The sequence below is a fragment of the Streptomyces sp. TAA204 genome, assembly GCF_000424965.1.
The window spans coordinates 377,018-392,695 of the sequence record NZ_AUKW01000004.1; the positions used below are offsets into that span (position 1 = coordinate 377,018).

Consider the following 15,678-nt stretch of genomic DNA (forward strand, 5'->3'; position numbering starts at 1 on the left):
GTTCAGCGGCGCCGTGGAGCCAGATCCGCCACACGCCCCCCGGCCGGCGACTGTTCGGGCAGGGCATGCGAGCCGCGCAGCTGCGGAGGTGCCGGGCTTCCACCGCCCCCCTGCGGGTGGTTGCGCCGCTGGCCGGGCATCGGCACGTCCCGGCGGGCCTTCTCACCGCCACCGCCGCCGCGCTGCACCGGCGTGGACTCGGCACCGCCCGAGGGTGTCAGCCCGGCCACGGTGATCTGCACACCCTGGTCGGCCAGGGCCTGCAACTCCGTGCCCGCGCGGTCGTCCTGAGGCGGCGGCTTGTCCGTCACCAGCCGCGTCATGACGTCCGTCGGGACCGTCTGGAACATCGTGTCCGTGCCCAGCTTGGTGTGGTCGGCCAGCACCACCACCTCCGACGCCGCCTGCACCAGCGCCCGGTCGACGCTCGCCGAGAGCATGTTGGACGTCGAGAGCCCGCGCTCCGCCGTGAGCCCGCTCCCGGAGAGGAAGGCGCGGGAGACGCGCAGCCCCTGGAGGGACTGCTCGGCGCCGCTGCCGACCAGCGCGTAGTTCGAGCCACGCAGGGTGCCGCCCGTCATCACCACCTCGACGCGGTTGGCGTGCGCCAGCGCCTGGGCGACCAGCAGCGAGTTGGTCACCACCGTCAGCCCCGGCACACGGGCGAGTCTGCGCGCCAGCTCCTGCGTCGTCGTACCGGCACCGACGACGACTGCCTCACCCTCCGAGACGAGACCCGCGGCGAGGTCGGCGATGGCCGTCTTCTCGGCGGTCGCCAGCTGCGACTTCTGCGGGAAACCGGACTCCCGGGTGAAGCCTCCCGGCAGGACCGCACCGCCGTGCCGGCGGTCGAGCAGTCCTTCTGCCTCCAGCGCCCGCACGTCTCTGCGCACGGTGACTTCGGAGGTCTGGACGACGCGGGCGAGCTCCCGGAGCGAAACCGCTCCGTTGGCACGCACCATTTCCAGGATCAATTGACGACGTTCTGCAGCGAACACAGAACTGACAGTAACGCCAACGGCCGTCTGGTTTCAGCAGTTTCCGTCGATAACTGGAAGTTGTCCATGAACGGACTTGCGACATGCTATGGGACCAACTGGACAAACCACCCAGCCGGTTTCAGGCGTCCTCGGCCGTCTTCCGTGTGTGCAACTGCCGCGCCACCTCGCCGATCGACCCGGTCAGCGACGGATACACGGTGAAGGTGTTCGCGATCTGCCCCACCGTCAGGTTGTTGTCGACCGCGACCGAGATGGGATGGATCAGCTCACTCGCACGCGGCGCCACCACCACCCCGCCCACGACGATCCCCGTGCCCGGACGGCAGAACAGCTTCACGAAGCCGTCCCGGATGCCCTGCATCTTCGCGCGCGGATTGCGCAGCAGCGGCAGCTTGACGCACCAGGCGTCCATCCGGCCGCTGTCCACATCGGCCTGGCTGTAGCCGACGGTCGCGATCTCGGGGTCGGTGAAGACGTTCGCGGAGACGGCCTTGAGGTTGAGCGGCGTGACCGTCTCGCCCAGGAAGTGGTACATCGCGATGCGCCCCTGCATGGCCGCGACCGACGCGAGCGCGAAGACGCCCGTGCAGTCACCGGCCGCGTAGACACCCGGAGCGGACGTACGGGAGACCTTGTCGGTCCAGATGTGCCCGGACTCCTTCAGCCGGACGCCGGCCTCCTCCAGCCCCATGTCCGCCGTGTTCGGCACCGCGCCGACCGCGACGAGGCAGTGGCTTCCGGTGATGGTGCGGCCGTCCTGGAGGGTCACCTCCACGTGATCGTCCACACGCTTGGCGGAGGCGGCGCGGGAACGTGCCATGACGTTCATGCCACGGCGCCGGAAGACGTCCTCCAGCACCGCGGCCGCATCCGGATCCTCACCCGGCAGCACCCTGTCCCGCGACGAGACGAGCGTGACGTTCGAGCCCAACGCCCGGTAAGCACCGGCGAATTCGGCACCCGTCACACCGGAACCCACGACGATCAGCTCTTCCGGCAGCTCCTCCAGGTCATAGAGCTGCTTCCAGTTGAAGATCCGCTCACCGTCCGGCTGCGCGTCCGGGATCTCACGCGGATGGCCGCCCGTCGCGATCAGCACCGCGTCGGCGGTGAGCCGCTCCTCCTGAGCCGGAGCTCCTCCGGCTCCGCCGGCGGCCTCCCCCGTCGGCGTGACCACGACCTCCCGCGAACCGCCCGGCCCCTGCGCCGGCTCCAGCCGGCCACGGCCCCGCAGCACCCGCACACCCGCGCGCGTCACGGACGCGGCGATGTCGTGCGACTGCGCGAGCGCCAGCCGCTTCACACGGCGGTTGACCTTGCCCAGATCGACGCCGACGACGCGGGCCGGGTCGTCCGGGTCGTGCGTACTGTCCTCGACGCGGATGCCCAGCTCCTCGTAGGAGGAGTCGAAGTTCGTCATGACCTCGGCGGTCGCGATGAGGGTCTTCGACGGCACGCAGTCGGTCAGCACCGACGCGCCGCCCAGACCGTCGCAGTCGGTGACGGTCACCTCCGCCCCGAGCTGCGCCGCCACAAGGGCGGCCTCATAGCCGCCCGGTCCGCCACCGATGATCACGATCCGAGTCACATACCCCATTGTCCCGCACTCGCCTCCCGGCGCCGCCGGTGCCCCCTCCGGGAGCCTCCCGGGACCTCCGCGGGCGACCCACCGCCACCGCGTTCGCCACCGCCGCCCCGGCAGCGAACTCCCGTACCCTCGTCGTCATGTCGCTCTACGCCGCTTACGCCGCGAACCTCGATCCGCGGCTGATGTCGCGCCGCGCCCCGCACTCCCCGCAGCGCGGCACGGGCTGGGTCACCGGCTGGCGCCTGACCTTCGGCGGCGAGCAGATGGGCTGGGAAGGCGCGCTTGCCACGGTGGTGGAGGACGTGGGAGCACAGGTCTTCGTCTCTCTCTACGACATCGCACCCATGGACGAGGAGTCCATGGACCGCTGGGAGGGCGTGAGCCTCGGCATCTACCGACGCAGCCGGCTGCGCGTGCACACGCTCGACGGCGAGGCGACGGCCTGGTGCTACGTCCTCGACGGTTATGAGGGCGGGCTGCCCTCGGCCCGCTACCTCGGCGACATCGCGGACGCGGCGGAGGCGGCGGGGGCGCCGCACGACTACGTGATGGAGATCCGCAAGCGGCCCTGCTGAGCTGATTGCGGGGTGCCGGGTGCCGTGTCCGGCGGTGGTGGGTGCGGGGTGCGCCGGGGTGTGTGGTGGGTGCGGGGGCGTGCCGCTGCGCGCGTGACTCCGGGACGGCATGATTTTCGGCCCGGCCCCGGAACATCGAGGGCGAAGCTCACCAACGCCGGGCCGCAAATCATGCTTGAGTGTCCCGGAGCCACCCGCTCCGCGTCCCGCCCCCTCCCGCCCGTTCCCCGGCTGCCCTCGACTCCGGTGCGGACCCGGTCGGCCGTGCCCTCGCACACTGCGCGCTTCGCCGTCCGGAGGGGCGCCGGTGTGCGTACCTGACTCCGCGCCCCTGAACGGTCACCGGCTTCCCCGCGTGCGGGTGGAGCGGCCCCCGGGGGGAGAGCCGCCGACGCACGGGAGGGGGTGGGACGCGGAGGGGACGCCCCGCGGGCGGGGTCCCGGTGGGAGTGACAAGGGAGAGCGGCCGACGCACGGGAGGGGGTGGGACGCGGAGGGGTGGGTGTCCGGACACCTTGGGGTCTCCCCGGCGAAGCCAGGGGAAGTGATTTGCGGCCCGGCGAAAAAGGGCTCGGCCTCGATGTTCCGGGGCCGGGCCGAAAATCATGCCGTCCGGACATCCATCCCGCAGCGGCACACCCCCGCACCCACCACCGGCACACCGGCACACCGGCACCGGCGCAGCCGCGAACCCGCAAGCGCGAACGCTTGTGTGGATTCCGCGATATTCCCTTGGTCCGTCTACGCGCGTAGGCTGTTACAGGCTACGCTCATCGCGTGAACGCTTCAGCCTCGAACACCGCCGATGATCCGTACCGTTCCGCCGATGCCGCCGCCGGGCGGCTGCGGGAGCTGACCGGCACGGACAGCCACGACGTTGTCCTTGTGATGGGTTCCGGCTGGGTGCCCGCCGCCGACGCGCTCGGGACGCCCGAGTCCGAGTTCCCGGTGACGGAGCTGCCCGGTTTCCCCGAGCCCGCGGTGGAGGGCCACGCGGGCACGGTGCGTTCCCACGAGCTGGGGGACAAGCGGGTGCTGGTCTTCCTCGGCCGCACCCATCTCTACGAGGGCCGCGGTGTCGCGGCGGTCACGCACGGAATCCGTACGGCCGTCGCCGCGGGCTGCAAGACCGTCGTGCTGACGAACGGCTGCGGCGGCCTGCGCGGCGGGATGGTCACGGGCCAGCCCGTGCTCATCAAGGACCACATCAATCTGACCGCCACCTCCCCCATCGTCGGCGCCAACTTCGTCGACCTCACCGACCTCTACTCCCCCCGTCTGCGCACCCTCTGCCAGGAGGTCGACTCCTCCCTCGAAGAGGGTGTCTACGTGCAGCTGCCCGGCCCGCACTACGAGACGCCCGCCGAGATCGGCATGGTCCGCGCCATCGGCGGGGACCTTGTCGGCATGTCCACCGTGCTGGAGGCGATCGCCGCCCGCGAGGCGGGTGCGGAGGTCCTCGGCATCTCGCTGGTGACGAATCTCGCCGCGGGCATGACGGGTGAACCTCTCAACCACGAGGAAGTGCTCCAGGCGGGCCGTGATTCGGCCGCACGGATGGGTTCGCTGCTGGCACAGGTGCTCGGTCGGATCTGAGCGGGTACCGGGCAGGCCGGGGTCCAGGGCGCCGGTACCCCGCTCCCGACGGCCGCGGCACACGTGAGAGAGAGGCGACACTCGTGCAGGACGATGTGACGGAGCTGACCGCCCGCGCCAGGGCCTGGCAGGCCGAGGACCCCGATCCGGAGACGCGCGAGGAGCTCGCAAAGCTCATCGAGGTCGAGGACCGCGAGGAACTGGCCTCCCGCTTCTCGGGCACGCTCCAGTTCGGTACGGCCGGGCTGCGCGGCGAACTGGGCGCGGGCCCGATGAGGATGAACCGTTCCGTCGTGATCCGCGCGGCGGCCGGACTCGCGGCCTATCTGCGCGGCCAGGGCGCGGCAGGCGGAGGCCCGGGCGGGGACTCCGGTCCCGGCCTCGTCGTCATCGGCTACGACGCGCGCCACAAGAGCTACGACTTCGCCTGCGAGACCGCGTCCGTCATGACCGGCGCGGGCCTGCGCGCGGCGCTGCTGCCGGGCCCGCTGCCCACACCGGTGCTGGCTTTCGCGATCCGCCGGCTGGGAGCGGTGGCGGGCGTGATGGTCACCGCCAGCCACAACCCGCCCCGTGACAACGGCTACAAGGTGTACCTGGGCGGCGGCTCGCAGATCGTCCCGCCCGCGGACGCCGAGATCGCGGCGAGGATCGACGCGGTCGGCCCGATCGCGGGTGTGGCGCGGCCCGGCTCCGGCTGGGACGTGCTGGACGAGGACGTCGTCGAGCGCTATCTGGCCCGTACGGGTGCCGCGCTGACCGAGGGTTCACCGCGCGACGTGCGGGTCGTGCACACGGCGCTGCACGGCGTCGGCTCCCGCACCCTGCACGCGGCCTTCCGGCGGGCGGGATTCCCCGATCCCGTCCCGGTACGTCAACAGGCCGAACCCGATCCGGACTTCCCCACCGTCTCCTTCCCCAACCCGGAGGAGCCGGGAGCGATGGATCTCGCGTTCGCCACGGCCCGCGAGACGGCCTCCAGTTCCGGCCCTGTCGACCTCGTCATCGCCAACGACCCGGACGCCGACCGCTGCGCCGTCGCCGTTCCCGACGAGCAGGCCGGCAGCGGCTTCCGCATGCTGCGCGGCGACGACGTCGGTGCGCTGCTCGCCACTCATCTCGTGCACAAGCGGGCGCGCGGCACGTTCGCCACGACGATCGTGTCCTCCTCCCTGGTCTCGCGGATCGCCCTTGCGGCGGACCTGCCGTACGAGGAGACGCTGACGGGCTTCAAGTGGCTGGCCCGTGTGGAGGGTCTGCGCTACGGCTGGGAGGAGGCGCTGGGCTACTGCGTCGACCCCGACGGCGTACGCGACAAGGACGGCATCACGGCCGCGCTGCTCATCGCCGAGCTGGCCGCCGAACTCAAGCAGGCCGACCGTTCGCTGACCGACCTGCTCGACGACCTCGCCGTGCGGCACGGGCTGCACGCGACCGACCAGCTCTCGGTACGTGTCGAGGACCTCTCGCTGATCACCTCCGCCATGGAACGCCTCCGCACGAGCCCTCCGGCCTCGCTCGCCGGTCTCGCCGTGATCTCCGCGGAGGATCTGAGCGCGGGCACCGAGGCGCTCCCGCCCACCGACGGTCTTCGTTACCAGCTCGCGGGCGACCCTGCCTCGGGTGTGGAGAAGGCGCGGGTGGTGGTGCGTCCCAGCGGCACCGAGCCCAAGCTCAAGTGCTACCTGGAGGCCGTGCTTCCGGTCCGCGACCAGGCGGCACTCGGGGACGTCCGTGCGCGTGCGGCGTCGGTGCTGGCCGAGCTGAAGGCAGACCTCGGCGCGACGGCGGGCGTCTGACGCCGCGACTGCTTCACGGCACCCCTTCGGCCCGGCCTCCTCGGGAACAGCCGGTTCGGCGCTGCTGGGGCCGCACGGCTGTTCAGAGCGTCAGCTTCCGTCGGGCTACGCGCGAGCAAGGTTGTCGTTGACCGCCTGGGCCGCGCGGGCCGCGTCGTCGACCGTGATGACGAACTCCCTGCCGTTCTCGAGCTGGAGCCACACCGCGTCGCCGGCCCGCAGGGAGACCGCCGTACGCCTTGGCTGCCAGCGGTAGCCCCAGCCGCCCAGTTGCATCGGGCGTGTCCGTTTCGACGAGGCGCCGGTGATGCGCGTGAGCGGAATGCGGCGGCGCAGCGGCGGCACGGCAATGGAACGGACCATCACATGGCGGCTGTTCACGGTCACCTCGACCGCGCCCACGCCGAGCAGGACGGCCGATCCGGCGAGCGCCACGAGGAAGACGAACCAGCGGTCGCTGAACAGCGCCGTCAGGACGAGGAAGGTCACGGCGCACAGGCCACCGCTGATCAGCATCCATGGTGCGGTCACGCGATTGCGCCACTCCCTGACGGGCCCGCTGCCGTGCCGTGCGTACTGACTCATGCCCTCACCCCGGTCTCGCTCGGCGAACCCGGAGTTCCCGGGCCCGCCACCCATCCCACCCGCCCGGCCTGCGCGGCACAACATGGCCTCCGCGGCCACCTCCCGTCCCGCGCCGCGAGTGAAGCGGGAACGGCCCGGCTCCTGCAGCCGTGCGGACGCGGTACGGCCGGGACCGGGCGGCTGATGCCGCCGGGCCCCGGCCGTGGGGAAACCGCGCTGAGCGACCGCAGTACCGCAGTACGCGGAGACCCGGCGGGGGCTTCGGACACGCTGCGAAGCCCCCGCCGGTTCAACGGCCGTCCGGCTCAGCGGCCGTCCGGCTCAGTAGCCGTACGCGCCGCCGCGCTCGGCCCGGGTACCGGCCGGGCAGGTGATGGCCACGCGCTTCGCGCCGGCCAGCGGCCCGACGGTGTAGCGGCGGTCGTTCGAGCAGTCCGTGTAGACGTACCACCTGCTGCCCGAGCACGAGACGGCGAACGTCCGGCCGGAGAGGTTCGGGTTCCAGCAGCGCAGCGCGGCTGACTTCCTCGGCACGGAGACGGCCTGGCCGCCGGGTGCTTCCATCGCCATCCCGGCCCGCGAGACACCGGTCCGCAGGTCGGTCTGGGTGTAGGTGGCGTCGTCCCCCCACGATGAGGGAACCGAGTGAGCAGCGGGGGCCATGGCTCCGCCGAGCCCGAGCACCATCGCGGCGCTCGCCCCCAGCACTGCCAGAGATTTACGGATCTTCACTTCTGTCTCTCACTTTCTCGTCACTCGGCCTGCTGGCCGATCGCCCGATACGGGCGATGTCGACCAGATTCCTCACCAAATGACGGAAGAACAAGAGAACTCGATTTTCATGACGATATGCGTTCTTGATTCGAATTTCATGCGCAGCCTCGCGGGGCATCAGAGAATCGATTCACCAACTGCCCTGCCCCACAGGGCATTTCACCCTTACGAGCGATGCCGCCGGTGTCTCCGGCGACCCCGCGCACAGCCCGCACCGGGCGCGGGAGAGGCACTTCAACAGCCGAGTACGGCCCGGCGGCAGCACGTTCCGGGCCGTACGCAACGACGCGGCAGCCATCGGGTCACGCCCGGGCCGGGAATCGCCGGGCGCGGTTGACCCTCGTCAGCTCGCGAACAGGACCGCCAGGGCTACGCCCCCGGCCAGCGCGGGGGCCGCGATCTCGTACGCCCAGCGGACCGTGACCTCGCCCTGCGCGGCGGGGCTCTCACCGTGGTCCGCGGCGAGCGTCCGCAGTTCGTCGACGGCCTGGTCGGAGGGCGCCCTCTTCTCGCTGCCGTCGGCCACGGCGTCGCCGGGTGTCCCGCCCAGCCCGAACAGCCCGCCGGGCCGGGCCGGCGCGGCACCGCCGGAGGCCGCACGTTCCGAGCGTTCGGTCTGACGGGCCGCCCGCTTGCGGGCACGCAGCGAGACCGGGATGGACCACAGCTGGTACTTGGCGCCGTCGGCGAGGACTTCGCTGGAGTAGCCGGACCGGACGGACTCCACCGCGCCCCAGGGGACGGTGATGGTGCGGAAGGGATTCCGTACGCGCATCCGCTGCGGGTTGGCGTAGACAGCGGGCCGCAGCGTGTAGGCGACCACGAGCGGGACGGCGAAGAGGAGCCCGGCGAGAGCGGTCAGGCGCGTGTGGTTCGTGCCGCCGACCAAGGCGTCGGCGGCGAGCCAGACGCCGAGCAGGAGCAGCAGAATGCCGCCCGCGAGGGCGCCGGGTGAGCGGTAGCAGCGGTCGGCGTACGCGGGGGTCTCGGGCTCCTGCGACGGGCCGGGACCGGATACGGACGCGGAGCCGGGCTCCGGATCTTCCGTGCGGGCCGGTCCGGTAGGTGCCGGTTCCGTGCGGGCCGGTTCCGTACGTGCCTCCTCGGCCCGGTCTTCCGTGCCGGCCTCTTCCACGCGCTCGGCGTCGGCGCGGTCTGCGGGCTCGTTCTCGCGGACGCGCTCGTGCTCCGGCGCGCGCCCGTCCTCGGACTCCTGTCCGCTCCCGGGCCCGCGCTCTGGTCGGGACTCGCTACTCATGGGGACCGATTCTGCCGGACCGTCCGCATGGCGGGCATTGCGGCTCGGCATCGATCTGCGCCTCCTCCCCGGCCCGGCGCGCCTCCCGCGGCCCTCCCCGCACCCCCGCGACCGCACCCGGCGCCGCATGCTCCGCATCCCGGCCCCTCTGGCCCCTACCGGCGTAGCTACGCGTGTAGATATGCTCCCCTTGTGACTGTGTCTTCTGCGCCCACCTCTACCGCATTCGCGGACGTGACCGCGTCCGACGCCGCGTTGCGCCGTTATCTGCACGGCCTGCCCGGTGTCGACGCCGTCGGACTCGAAGCCCGCGCCGCGACCCTCGGCACCCGATCGATCAAGACCACGGCGAAGGCGTACGCCATCGACCTGGCGATCTCGATGATCGACCTGACCACCCTCGAAGGGGCGGACACCCCCGGCAAGGTGGGGTCCCTGTGCGCCAAGGGCAGCAACCCCGACCCGAGCGACCGCACCACCCCGCAGGTCGCCGCGATCTGCGTCTACTCCGACATGGTGGCCACGGCCCGCAAGTCGCTGGCCGCAAGCGGAGCCACCGGGATCAAGGTCGCCTCCGTCGCGACCGCGTTCCCCTCCGGACGCGCCGCCCTGTCCGTAAAGCTCGCCGACACCCGGGAGGCAGTGGCCGCCGGGGCCGACGAGATCGACATGGTGATCGACCGCGGCGCCTTCCTCTCCGGCCGGTACGGAAAGGTCTTCGAGGAGATCCAGGCCGTCAAGGAGGCCTGCGCACGGGCCGGGGGAGAACCCGCCCACCTGAAGGTGATCTTCGAGAACGGCGAGCTGTCGACGTACGACAACATCCGCCGCGCATCCTGGCTCGCGATGCTCGCCGGCGCCGACTTCATCAAGACCTCCACCGGCAAGGTCGCGGTGAACGCCACACTGCCGAACACGCTGCTGATGCTGGAGGCCGTGCGCGACTTCCACGCCGCCACCGGCACCCGGATCGGCGTGAAGCCCGCGGGCGGCATCCGCACCGCGAAGGACTCCCTGCGCTATCTGGTGGTGGTCAACGAGACGGCGGGGCCGGACTGGCTCAGCCCCGACTGGTTCCGCTTCGGCGCCTCCAGTCTCCTCAACGACCTGCTGATGCAGCGCCAGAAGCTGAGCACCGGCCGCTACTCCGGTCCCGACTACGTGACGGTGGACTGAGGCACTCCATGACAGACCAGATTTTCCAGTACGCACCCGCGCCCGAGTCCCGCGCACTCGTCGACATCGCCCCCTCCTACGGGCTGTTCATCGACGGCGAGTTCCGCGAGGCGGCCGACGGCAAGGTCTTCAAGACGGTCTCCCCCGCCACCGAGGAGGTGCTCTCCGAGGTCGCACAGGCGGGCACGGAGGACGTGGAGGCCGCGGTGCGGGCGGCACGCGCCGCCTTCGCCGGCTGGTCGGCGCTGCCCGGCACCGAACGTGCGAAGTACATCTTCCGCATCGCCCGCATCATCCAGGAACGCGCCCGTGAACTGGCCGTCCTGGAGACACTGGACAACGGCAAGCCGATCCGCGAGACCCGCGACGCCGACCTGCCTCTGGTGGCGGCCCACTTCTTCTACTACGCGGGCTGGGCGGACAAGCTCGCCCACGCGGGCATGGGCACCGACCCCCGGCCCCTCGGGGTGGCCGGGCAGGTCATCCCCTGGAACTTCCCGCTGCTGATGCTGGCGTGGAAGATCGCGCCCGCCCTCGCCACGGGCAACACCGTGGTCCTCAAGCCCGCCGAGACGACGCCGCTCTCCGCGCTCTTCTTCGCGGACGTCTGCCGCCAGGCCGGTCTGCCCAAGGGTGTCGTCAACATCCTCACGGGCGACGGCTCGGCGGGCGCGGAGCTGGTCGGCCATCCCGGCGTCGACAAGGTGGCCTTCACCGGTTCCACCGCCGTGGGCAAGCAGATCGCCCGTACGGTCGCGGGTACGCGCAAGAAGCTCACGCTCGAACTGGGCGGCAAGGGCGCCAACATCGTCTTCGACGACGCCCCCGTCGACCAGGCCGTCGAGGGCATCGTCAACGGCATCTACTTCAACCAGGGGCAGGTCTGCTGCGCCGGTTCGCGGCTTCTGGTGCAGGAGTCCCTGCAGGAGGAGCTGCTGGAGGCGCTCAAGCGGCGGCTGGCCACGCTGCGCGTGGGCGACCCGATGGACAAGAACACCGACGTGGGCGCCATCAACTCCGCCGAGCAGCTCGCCCGTATCACCGCCCTCGCCGACTCCGGCGAGGCCGAGGGCGCCGAACGCTGGTCCGCGCCCTGCGAGTTGCCGCGGAACGGCTACTGGTTCGCGCCGACGCTCTTCACGGGCGTCAGCCAGGCGCACCGCATCGCCCGCGAGGAGATCTTCGGGCCCGTGCTGTCCGTACTGACGTTCCGAACACCGGACGAGGCCGTTGCGAAGGCCAACAACACACCGTACGGACTCTCGGCGGGCATCTGGACGGAGAAGGGCTCGCGCATCCTGTCCATGGCCAACAAGCTCCGGGCGGGCGTCGTCTGGGCCAACACGTTCAACAAATTCGATCCGACCTCGCCCTTCGGCGGCTACCAGGAGTCGGGCTTCGGCCGCGAGGGCGGCCGTCACGGTCTGGAGGCCTACCTCGATGTCTGACAGCTCCAAGAAGACCGGGCAGGCCGAGAAGGCCGGGACACAGGCGGCTTCGCGCCCGCGCAAGGCCGCCCCGGCGGCCTCCACGGCATCGCGGAAGCCTGCGCGTACGCCGGTGCGGCTCGATGTACTGAAGACCTACAAGCTCTTCGTCGGCGGCAAGTTCCCGCGCAGTGAGAGCGGACGGGTGTACGAGGTGACCGACTCCCAGGGCAACCGGCTGGCCAACGCCCCGCAGTCCTCACGCAAGGACGCGCGGGACGCGGTCGCCGCCGCACGCAAGGCGTTCGGCGGCTGGTCCGGTGCGACGGCCTACAACCGGGGCCAGATCCTCTACCGCGTCGCGGAGATGCTGGAGGGACGCCGGGAGCAGTTCACGGCCGAAGTCGCCGCCGCGGAAGGGCTGTCGGCGGCACAGGCAGCTGCACAGGTCGACGCGGCCGTCGACCGCTGGGTCTGGTACGCGGGCTGGACCGACAAGGTGGCGCAGATCGCGGGCGGCGCGAATCCCGTCGCCGGGCCCTTCTTCAACCTCTCCACACCCGAACCGACCGGCGTGGTGGCCGTACTGGCGCCGCAGGAGTCCTCGCTGCTGGGCCTGGTCTCGGTGCTCGCCCCCGTGATCGCCACGGGCAACACGGCGGTGCTCGTCACGGCGGAGGCGGCTCCGCTGCCCGCTCTGTCGCTGGCGGAGGTGCTGGCCACCTCCGACCTGCCGGGCGGCGTGGTCAACGTCCTCTCCGGACGCACACGTGAGATCGCCGCGACGCTCGCCGCGCACCAGGACGTCAACGCCATGGATCTCGCGGGCACTTCGACGGATGCGGAGCTGGCCAAGGAGCTGGAGGAGGCCGCCGCCGACAACCTCAAGCGGGTGCGGCGCCCGGCCCCCGGGACCACGGACTGGGCTGCCGACCCGGGTACGTCCCGGCTGCTGGCGTTCCTGGAGACGAAGACGGTCTGGCACCCGATGGGCGTCTGACGCGGGCGGGCCCGACGGGCGGGGAGCAACGCGATCCGCCCGGACGGTCTGCGTCAGGTCTACGAGGCGGTGGACCTCCTGGCGCGTGAGGGGCGCGTTCCCGCATGCCGACCGAGTGGTTACGCAGCGGGCCGGATGGCCGACAATGGTCTCTCGTGACCGATCCCCATGACACCTCACGCTCGCCCCGCGTGATCCTGCTGACCGGACCCTCCGGCTCCGGCAAGTCCCGGCTCTCCGAGCGCAGCGGGCTGCCCGTCCTGCGGCTGGACGACTTCTACAAGGAGGCAGGAGACCCGACGCTGCCCCTGCTGCCGCACGGCATCGGCGTGGACTGGGACTCGGCGCGGTCCTGGGACGCCGACGCCGCACTCGCGGCGGTACGCGAGCTGTGCTCCGAGGGCGAGACGACCGTTCCGCTCTACGACATCTCGCAGAGCGCGCGCGTCGGTTCGGAGACACTCACCCTCGGTTCGTCGCCGCTGTTCATGGCGGAGGGCCTCTTCGCCGCGGACATCATGGAGCGCTGCCGCGAACTGGGCCTGCTCGCCGACGCGATCTGCCTGCGCGGGCGCCCGTCCACCACGTTCCGGCGCCGCCTGCTGCGGGATCTGCGCGAGGGGCGCAAGTCGGCGCCCTTCCTGCTGCGCCGGGGGTGGCGTCTGTTGCGCGCGGAAGGTGCGATCGTCGCGCGGCACCGGGAGTTGGGCGCGTATCCCTGCGCCCGGGACGAGGCCGCGGAGCGGATAGGGCGGCTGCGGGCGGCGAGCGGCGTACGCACGTCGATGTGAGACCGGCACGGATACGGGCCCGGTGACGACGCAGACAGCGGGTACAGGCAGACCCCCCGGTTGCCCGTACCCGCTCTCTGTCACCCGTCCCCCGACGGGTCCCCGTGATCCCCCGCTTCCCCCGTGCTCCCCCGTGTTCCCCCGCCCCCGGGGCGCCCCCACGCCCCTTCCTGCGGTCCCCCGTCAGGGCCCCCCGGCCCTGTCCTCAGGCTCTTCGGCCGGACGCCGTCCGGCTCGGCTCACTAGGCGACCAGTTCACCGAAGGACTCGTCCCGGTCCCGGCCGACGCTGAGCACCTCGTCCTCGCGCAGCCGGCGCAGGGTGCGCCAGATGCTGCTCTTGACCGTGCCGACGCTGATGTCGAGTATCTCGGCGATCTCCGGGTCGGTGCGGCCCTCGTAGTAGCGCAACACCAGCATCGTGCGCTGGAGTTCGGGCAGCCGGGAGAGCGCCTGCCAGAGCACCGTGCGCAGTTCGGTGCCGCGCATCGTGTCCTGGTCGCCGGCGGTCTCCGGCAGCTCCTCGGTCGGGTACTCGTTCAGCTTGCGGCGGCGCCACGCGCTGATGTGCAGGTTCGTCATGGTGCGGCGCAGATAGCCGCCGACGGCCGCCTTGTCGCTGATCCTGTGCCAGGCGCGGTACGTCGAGAACAGCGCGCTCTGGAGCAGGTCCTCCGCTTCGAAGCGGTCCCCCGTGAGGTGGTATGCGGTGGCGTACAGGGAGGCGCGGCGCTCACGTACGTAGGCGGTGAACTCCGCCTCGGACGTTCCCTCTTGCCGCGCTCCCGGCTCCTCCCTGTACGCACCGTCCCCCGTGCGGGCCTCCCCTCGAAGGCCCTCCACCGCGGTGATGTGCGGCGGACGTACGCGTCCGGTGCTTCCCCCGTGACTTCCCGGGCGGGGGGTGCCCCCGAGGCACCCCCGCCCGTTGGTGGCCCCCGCGGTGGAGGCCTTGGCGGAAGCACCGGACTTCTCCGCGACGTGGTTCGCGGGAACCGTCGGGGTGTGCAGGCGCGTGTGAATGACTGCGCTGATGTTTTTGCTGTGCAGTGTGTTCATCTCGCGCCCCCCTCGGGCCGAACCGGTCGCTTGCTGATGTCGTACACACTGCACGGGCAGTTTCATCGCGGCGTCCGTCGTCTGTCACAGCGGTGTCACAAGGCGGGGAGAGGGCGTGTCCTCCGCCGTGCACGGCCGTCCCGCCCGGTGTGACGGCCCGCTCCCCCGGGGCTCCCCCCGGGCTCCTGCGGGGCGGCCGGAGCGGGGATCGCGCAGGGCAGGAGACCACCGAGGGGTACCGCACGGTCGAAGTGGGAGGGGGGCATGGGACAGAATGGCCCGCGTGCCTTTCCTGTTGCTGATCGAGGACGATGACGCCGTTCGTACCGCCCTGGAGATGGGTCTGACCCGTCAGGGGCACCGCGTGGTGACCGCGGCGTCCGGTGAGGACGGCTTGAAGCTGCTGCGCGAGCAGCGGCCCGACTTGATCGTCCTGGACGTGATGCTGCCGGGCATCGACGGCTTCGAGGTGTGCCGTCGCATCCGCCGCACCGACCAGTTGCCGATCATTCTGCTGACCGCGCGCAGCGACGACATCGACGTGGTCGTCGGGCTGGAGTCCGGCGCCGACGACTATGTCGTCAAGCCCGTGCAGGGCCGGGTGCTGGACGCCCGCATCCGCGCGGTGATGCGGCGCGGGGAGCGCGAGTCCAACGACGCGGCGACCTTCGGCAGCCTGGTCATCGACCGTTCGGCGATGACCGTCACGAAGAGCGGTGAGGACCTGCAACTCACGCCCACGGAACTGCGGTTGCTGTTGGAGCTGAGCAGGCGGCCCGGACAGGCACTCTCCCGTCAGCAGCTTCTGCGGCTGGTGTGGGAGCACGACTACCTCGGTGATTCCCGCCTCGTGGACGCCTGTGTGCAGCGGCTCCGGGCGAAGGTCGAGGACGTGCCGTCGTCGCCGACGCTGATCCGTACCGTCCGCGGTGTCGGATACAGGCTGGACGCTCCGCAGTGACGGACCCGGCACGGCCGAGGTCGCCCGAGCAGGAGCGGGAGCAGAAGCGGGAGCAGGAGCATCGGGGACGGGAGCGGCGCGGACAGCGG

14 protein-coding genes are annotated in these 15,678 nt (G+C 71.4%); 8 read left to right on the forward strand and 6 right to left on the reverse strand.

Annotated features, from left to right (window positions below):
* Nucleotides 1-2: 2 nt before the first annotated feature.
* A complete protein-coding gene (locus H343_RS0110020; protein WP_028431016.1) occupies nucleotides 3-962 on the reverse strand; it encodes a DeoR/GlpR family DNA-binding transcription regulator in 960 nt (319 codons plus the stop codon).
* A 157-nt stretch (nucleotides 963-1,119) separates the two neighbouring features.
* On the reverse strand, nucleotides 1,120-2,598 hold the full coding sequence (locus tag H343_RS0110025; RefSeq protein WP_028431017.1) for an NAD(P)H-quinone dehydrogenase: 1,479 nt from the start codon (nucleotides 2,596-2,598) through the stop codon (nucleotides 1,120-1,122).
* Between the two features lie 128 nt (nucleotides 2,599-2,726).
* Between H343_RS0110025 and H343_RS0110030 the strand changes: the two genes are divergently transcribed.
* From H343_RS0110030 to H343_RS0110040, 3 genes are all read left to right on the forward strand, one after another.
* Complete coding sequence (locus H343_RS0110030; protein WP_028431018.1) at nucleotides 2,727-3,164, forward strand: gamma-glutamylcyclotransferase; 438 nt, start codon at nucleotides 2,727-2,729, stop codon at nucleotides 3,162-3,164.
* A gap of 777 nt (nucleotides 3,165-3,941) precedes the next feature.
* Nucleotides 3,942-4,760, forward strand: a complete 819-nt coding sequence (locus H343_RS0110035; protein WP_028431019.1) for a purine-nucleoside phosphorylase — start codon at nucleotides 3,942-3,944, stop codon at nucleotides 4,758-4,760.
* 83 nt (nucleotides 4,761-4,843) lie between these two features.
* Nucleotides 4,844-6,559 (forward strand): phospho-sugar mutase, encoded by a 1,716-nt coding sequence (locus H343_RS0110040; RefSeq protein WP_028431020.1) that lies wholly within the window; start codon nucleotides 4,844-4,846, stop codon nucleotides 6,557-6,559.
* A 105-nt stretch (nucleotides 6,560-6,664) separates the two neighbouring features.
* On the opposite strand, the gene H343_RS29950 is transcribed toward H343_RS0110040, so the two are convergent.
* The 3 genes from H343_RS29950 to H343_RS29955 form a co-directional block, all read right to left on the reverse strand.
* A complete protein-coding gene (locus tag H343_RS29950) occupies nucleotides 6,665-7,144 on the reverse strand; it encodes a hypothetical protein (RefSeq protein WP_158679543.1) in 480 nt (159 codons plus the stop codon).
* A 321-nt stretch (nucleotides 7,145-7,465) separates the two neighbouring features.
* The gene (locus H343_RS0110050; protein WP_028431021.1) at nucleotides 7,466-7,876 is read right to left on the reverse strand and encodes a hypothetical protein; all 411 of its coding nucleotides are present in this window, start codon (nucleotides 7,874-7,876) and stop codon (nucleotides 7,466-7,468) included.
* Nucleotides 7,877-8,261: 385 nt separating this feature from the next.
* Nucleotides 8,262-9,176 (reverse strand): PH domain-containing protein, encoded by a 915-nt coding sequence (locus H343_RS29955; RefSeq protein ID WP_078505326.1) that lies wholly within the window; start codon nucleotides 9,174-9,176, stop codon nucleotides 8,262-8,264.
* Nucleotides 9,177-9,368: 192 nt separating this feature from the next.
* Between H343_RS29955 and deoC the strand changes: the two genes are divergently transcribed.
* The 4 genes from deoC to H343_RS0110075 all read left to right on the forward strand — a co-directional run bounded on the left by deoC (nucleotide 9,369) and on the right by H343_RS0110075 (nucleotide 13,570).
* The gene (gene deoC, locus H343_RS0110060) at nucleotides 9,369-10,352 is read left to right on the forward strand and encodes a deoxyribose-phosphate aldolase (protein WP_051264903.1); all 984 of its coding nucleotides are present in this window, start codon (nucleotides 9,369-9,371) and stop codon (nucleotides 10,350-10,352) included.
* A gap of 8 nt (nucleotides 10,353-10,360) precedes the next feature.
* Nucleotides 10,361-11,800, forward strand: coding sequence for an aldehyde dehydrogenase family protein (locus H343_RS0110065; RefSeq protein WP_028431023.1), 1,440 nt, complete (start codon nucleotides 10,361-10,363; stop codon nucleotides 11,798-11,800).
* Nucleotides 11,793-12,779: an aldehyde dehydrogenase family protein gene (locus H343_RS0110070; protein WP_078505328.1), complete on the forward strand. Its 987-nt coding sequence runs from the start codon at nucleotides 11,793-11,795 to the stop codon at nucleotides 12,777-12,779. The genes H343_RS0110065 and H343_RS0110070 overlap by 8 nt, the downstream gene beginning before the upstream one ends.
* Nucleotides 12,780-12,883: 104 nt before the next feature.
* The gene (locus H343_RS0110075) at nucleotides 12,884-13,570 is read left to right on the forward strand and encodes a hypothetical protein (RefSeq protein WP_486586847.1); all 687 of its coding nucleotides are present in this window, start codon (nucleotides 12,884-12,886) and stop codon (nucleotides 13,568-13,570) included.
* Between the two features lie 242 nt (nucleotides 13,571-13,812).
* On the opposite strand, the gene H343_RS0110080 is transcribed toward H343_RS0110075, so the two are convergent.
* On the reverse strand, nucleotides 13,813-14,628 hold the full coding sequence (locus H343_RS0110080) for a SigE family RNA polymerase sigma factor (protein WP_028431026.1): 816 nt from the start codon (nucleotides 14,626-14,628) through the stop codon (nucleotides 13,813-13,815).
* Nucleotides 14,629-14,911: 283 nt separating this feature from the next.
* On the opposite strand from H343_RS0110080, the gene afsQ1 reads away from it, so the two are divergent.
* The gene (afsQ1, locus tag H343_RS0110085) at nucleotides 14,912-15,589 is read left to right on the forward strand and encodes a two-component system response regulator AfsQ1 (protein ID WP_078505381.1); all 678 of its coding nucleotides are present in this window, start codon (nucleotides 14,912-14,914) and stop codon (nucleotides 15,587-15,589) included.
* Nucleotides 15,590-15,678: the final 89 nt, after the last annotated feature.

Excerpts from the sequence above, each read along its gene's own strand:
- H343_RS0110020 (WP_028431016.1), bottom strand. The coding sequence starts at position 962 with ATGGTGCGTGCCAACGGAGCGGTTTCGCTCCGGGAGCTCGCCCGCGTC.
- H343_RS0110025 (WP_028431017.1), bottom strand. The coding sequence starts at position 2,598 with ATGGGGTATGTGACTCGGATCGTGATCATCGGTGGCGGACCGGGCGGC.
- H343_RS0110030 (WP_028431018.1), top strand. The coding sequence starts at position 2,727 with ATGTCGCTCTACGCCGCTTACGCCGCGAACCTCGATCCGCGGCTGATG.
- H343_RS29950 (WP_158679543.1), bottom strand. The coding sequence starts at position 7,144 with ATGAGTCAGTACGCACGGCACGGCAGCGGGCCCGTCAGGGAGTGGCGC.
- H343_RS29955 (WP_078505326.1), bottom strand. The coding sequence starts at position 9,176 with ATGAGTAGCGAGTCCCGACCAGAGCGCGGGCCCGGGAGCGGACAGGAG.
- H343_RS0110065 (WP_028431023.1), top strand. The coding sequence starts at position 10,361 with ATGACAGACCAGATTTTCCAGTACGCACCCGCGCCCGAGTCCCGCGCA.
- H343_RS0110070 (WP_078505328.1), top strand. The coding sequence starts at position 11,793 with ATGTCTGACAGCTCCAAGAAGACCGGGCAGGCCGAGAAGGCCGGGACA.
- H343_RS0110075 (WP_486586847.1), top strand. The coding sequence starts at position 12,884 with ATGCCGACCGAGTGGTTACGCAGCGGGCCGGATGGCCGACAATGGTCT.
- H343_RS0110080 (WP_028431026.1), bottom strand. The coding sequence starts at position 14,628 with ATGAACACACTGCACAGCAAAAACATCAGCGCAGTCATTCACACGCGC.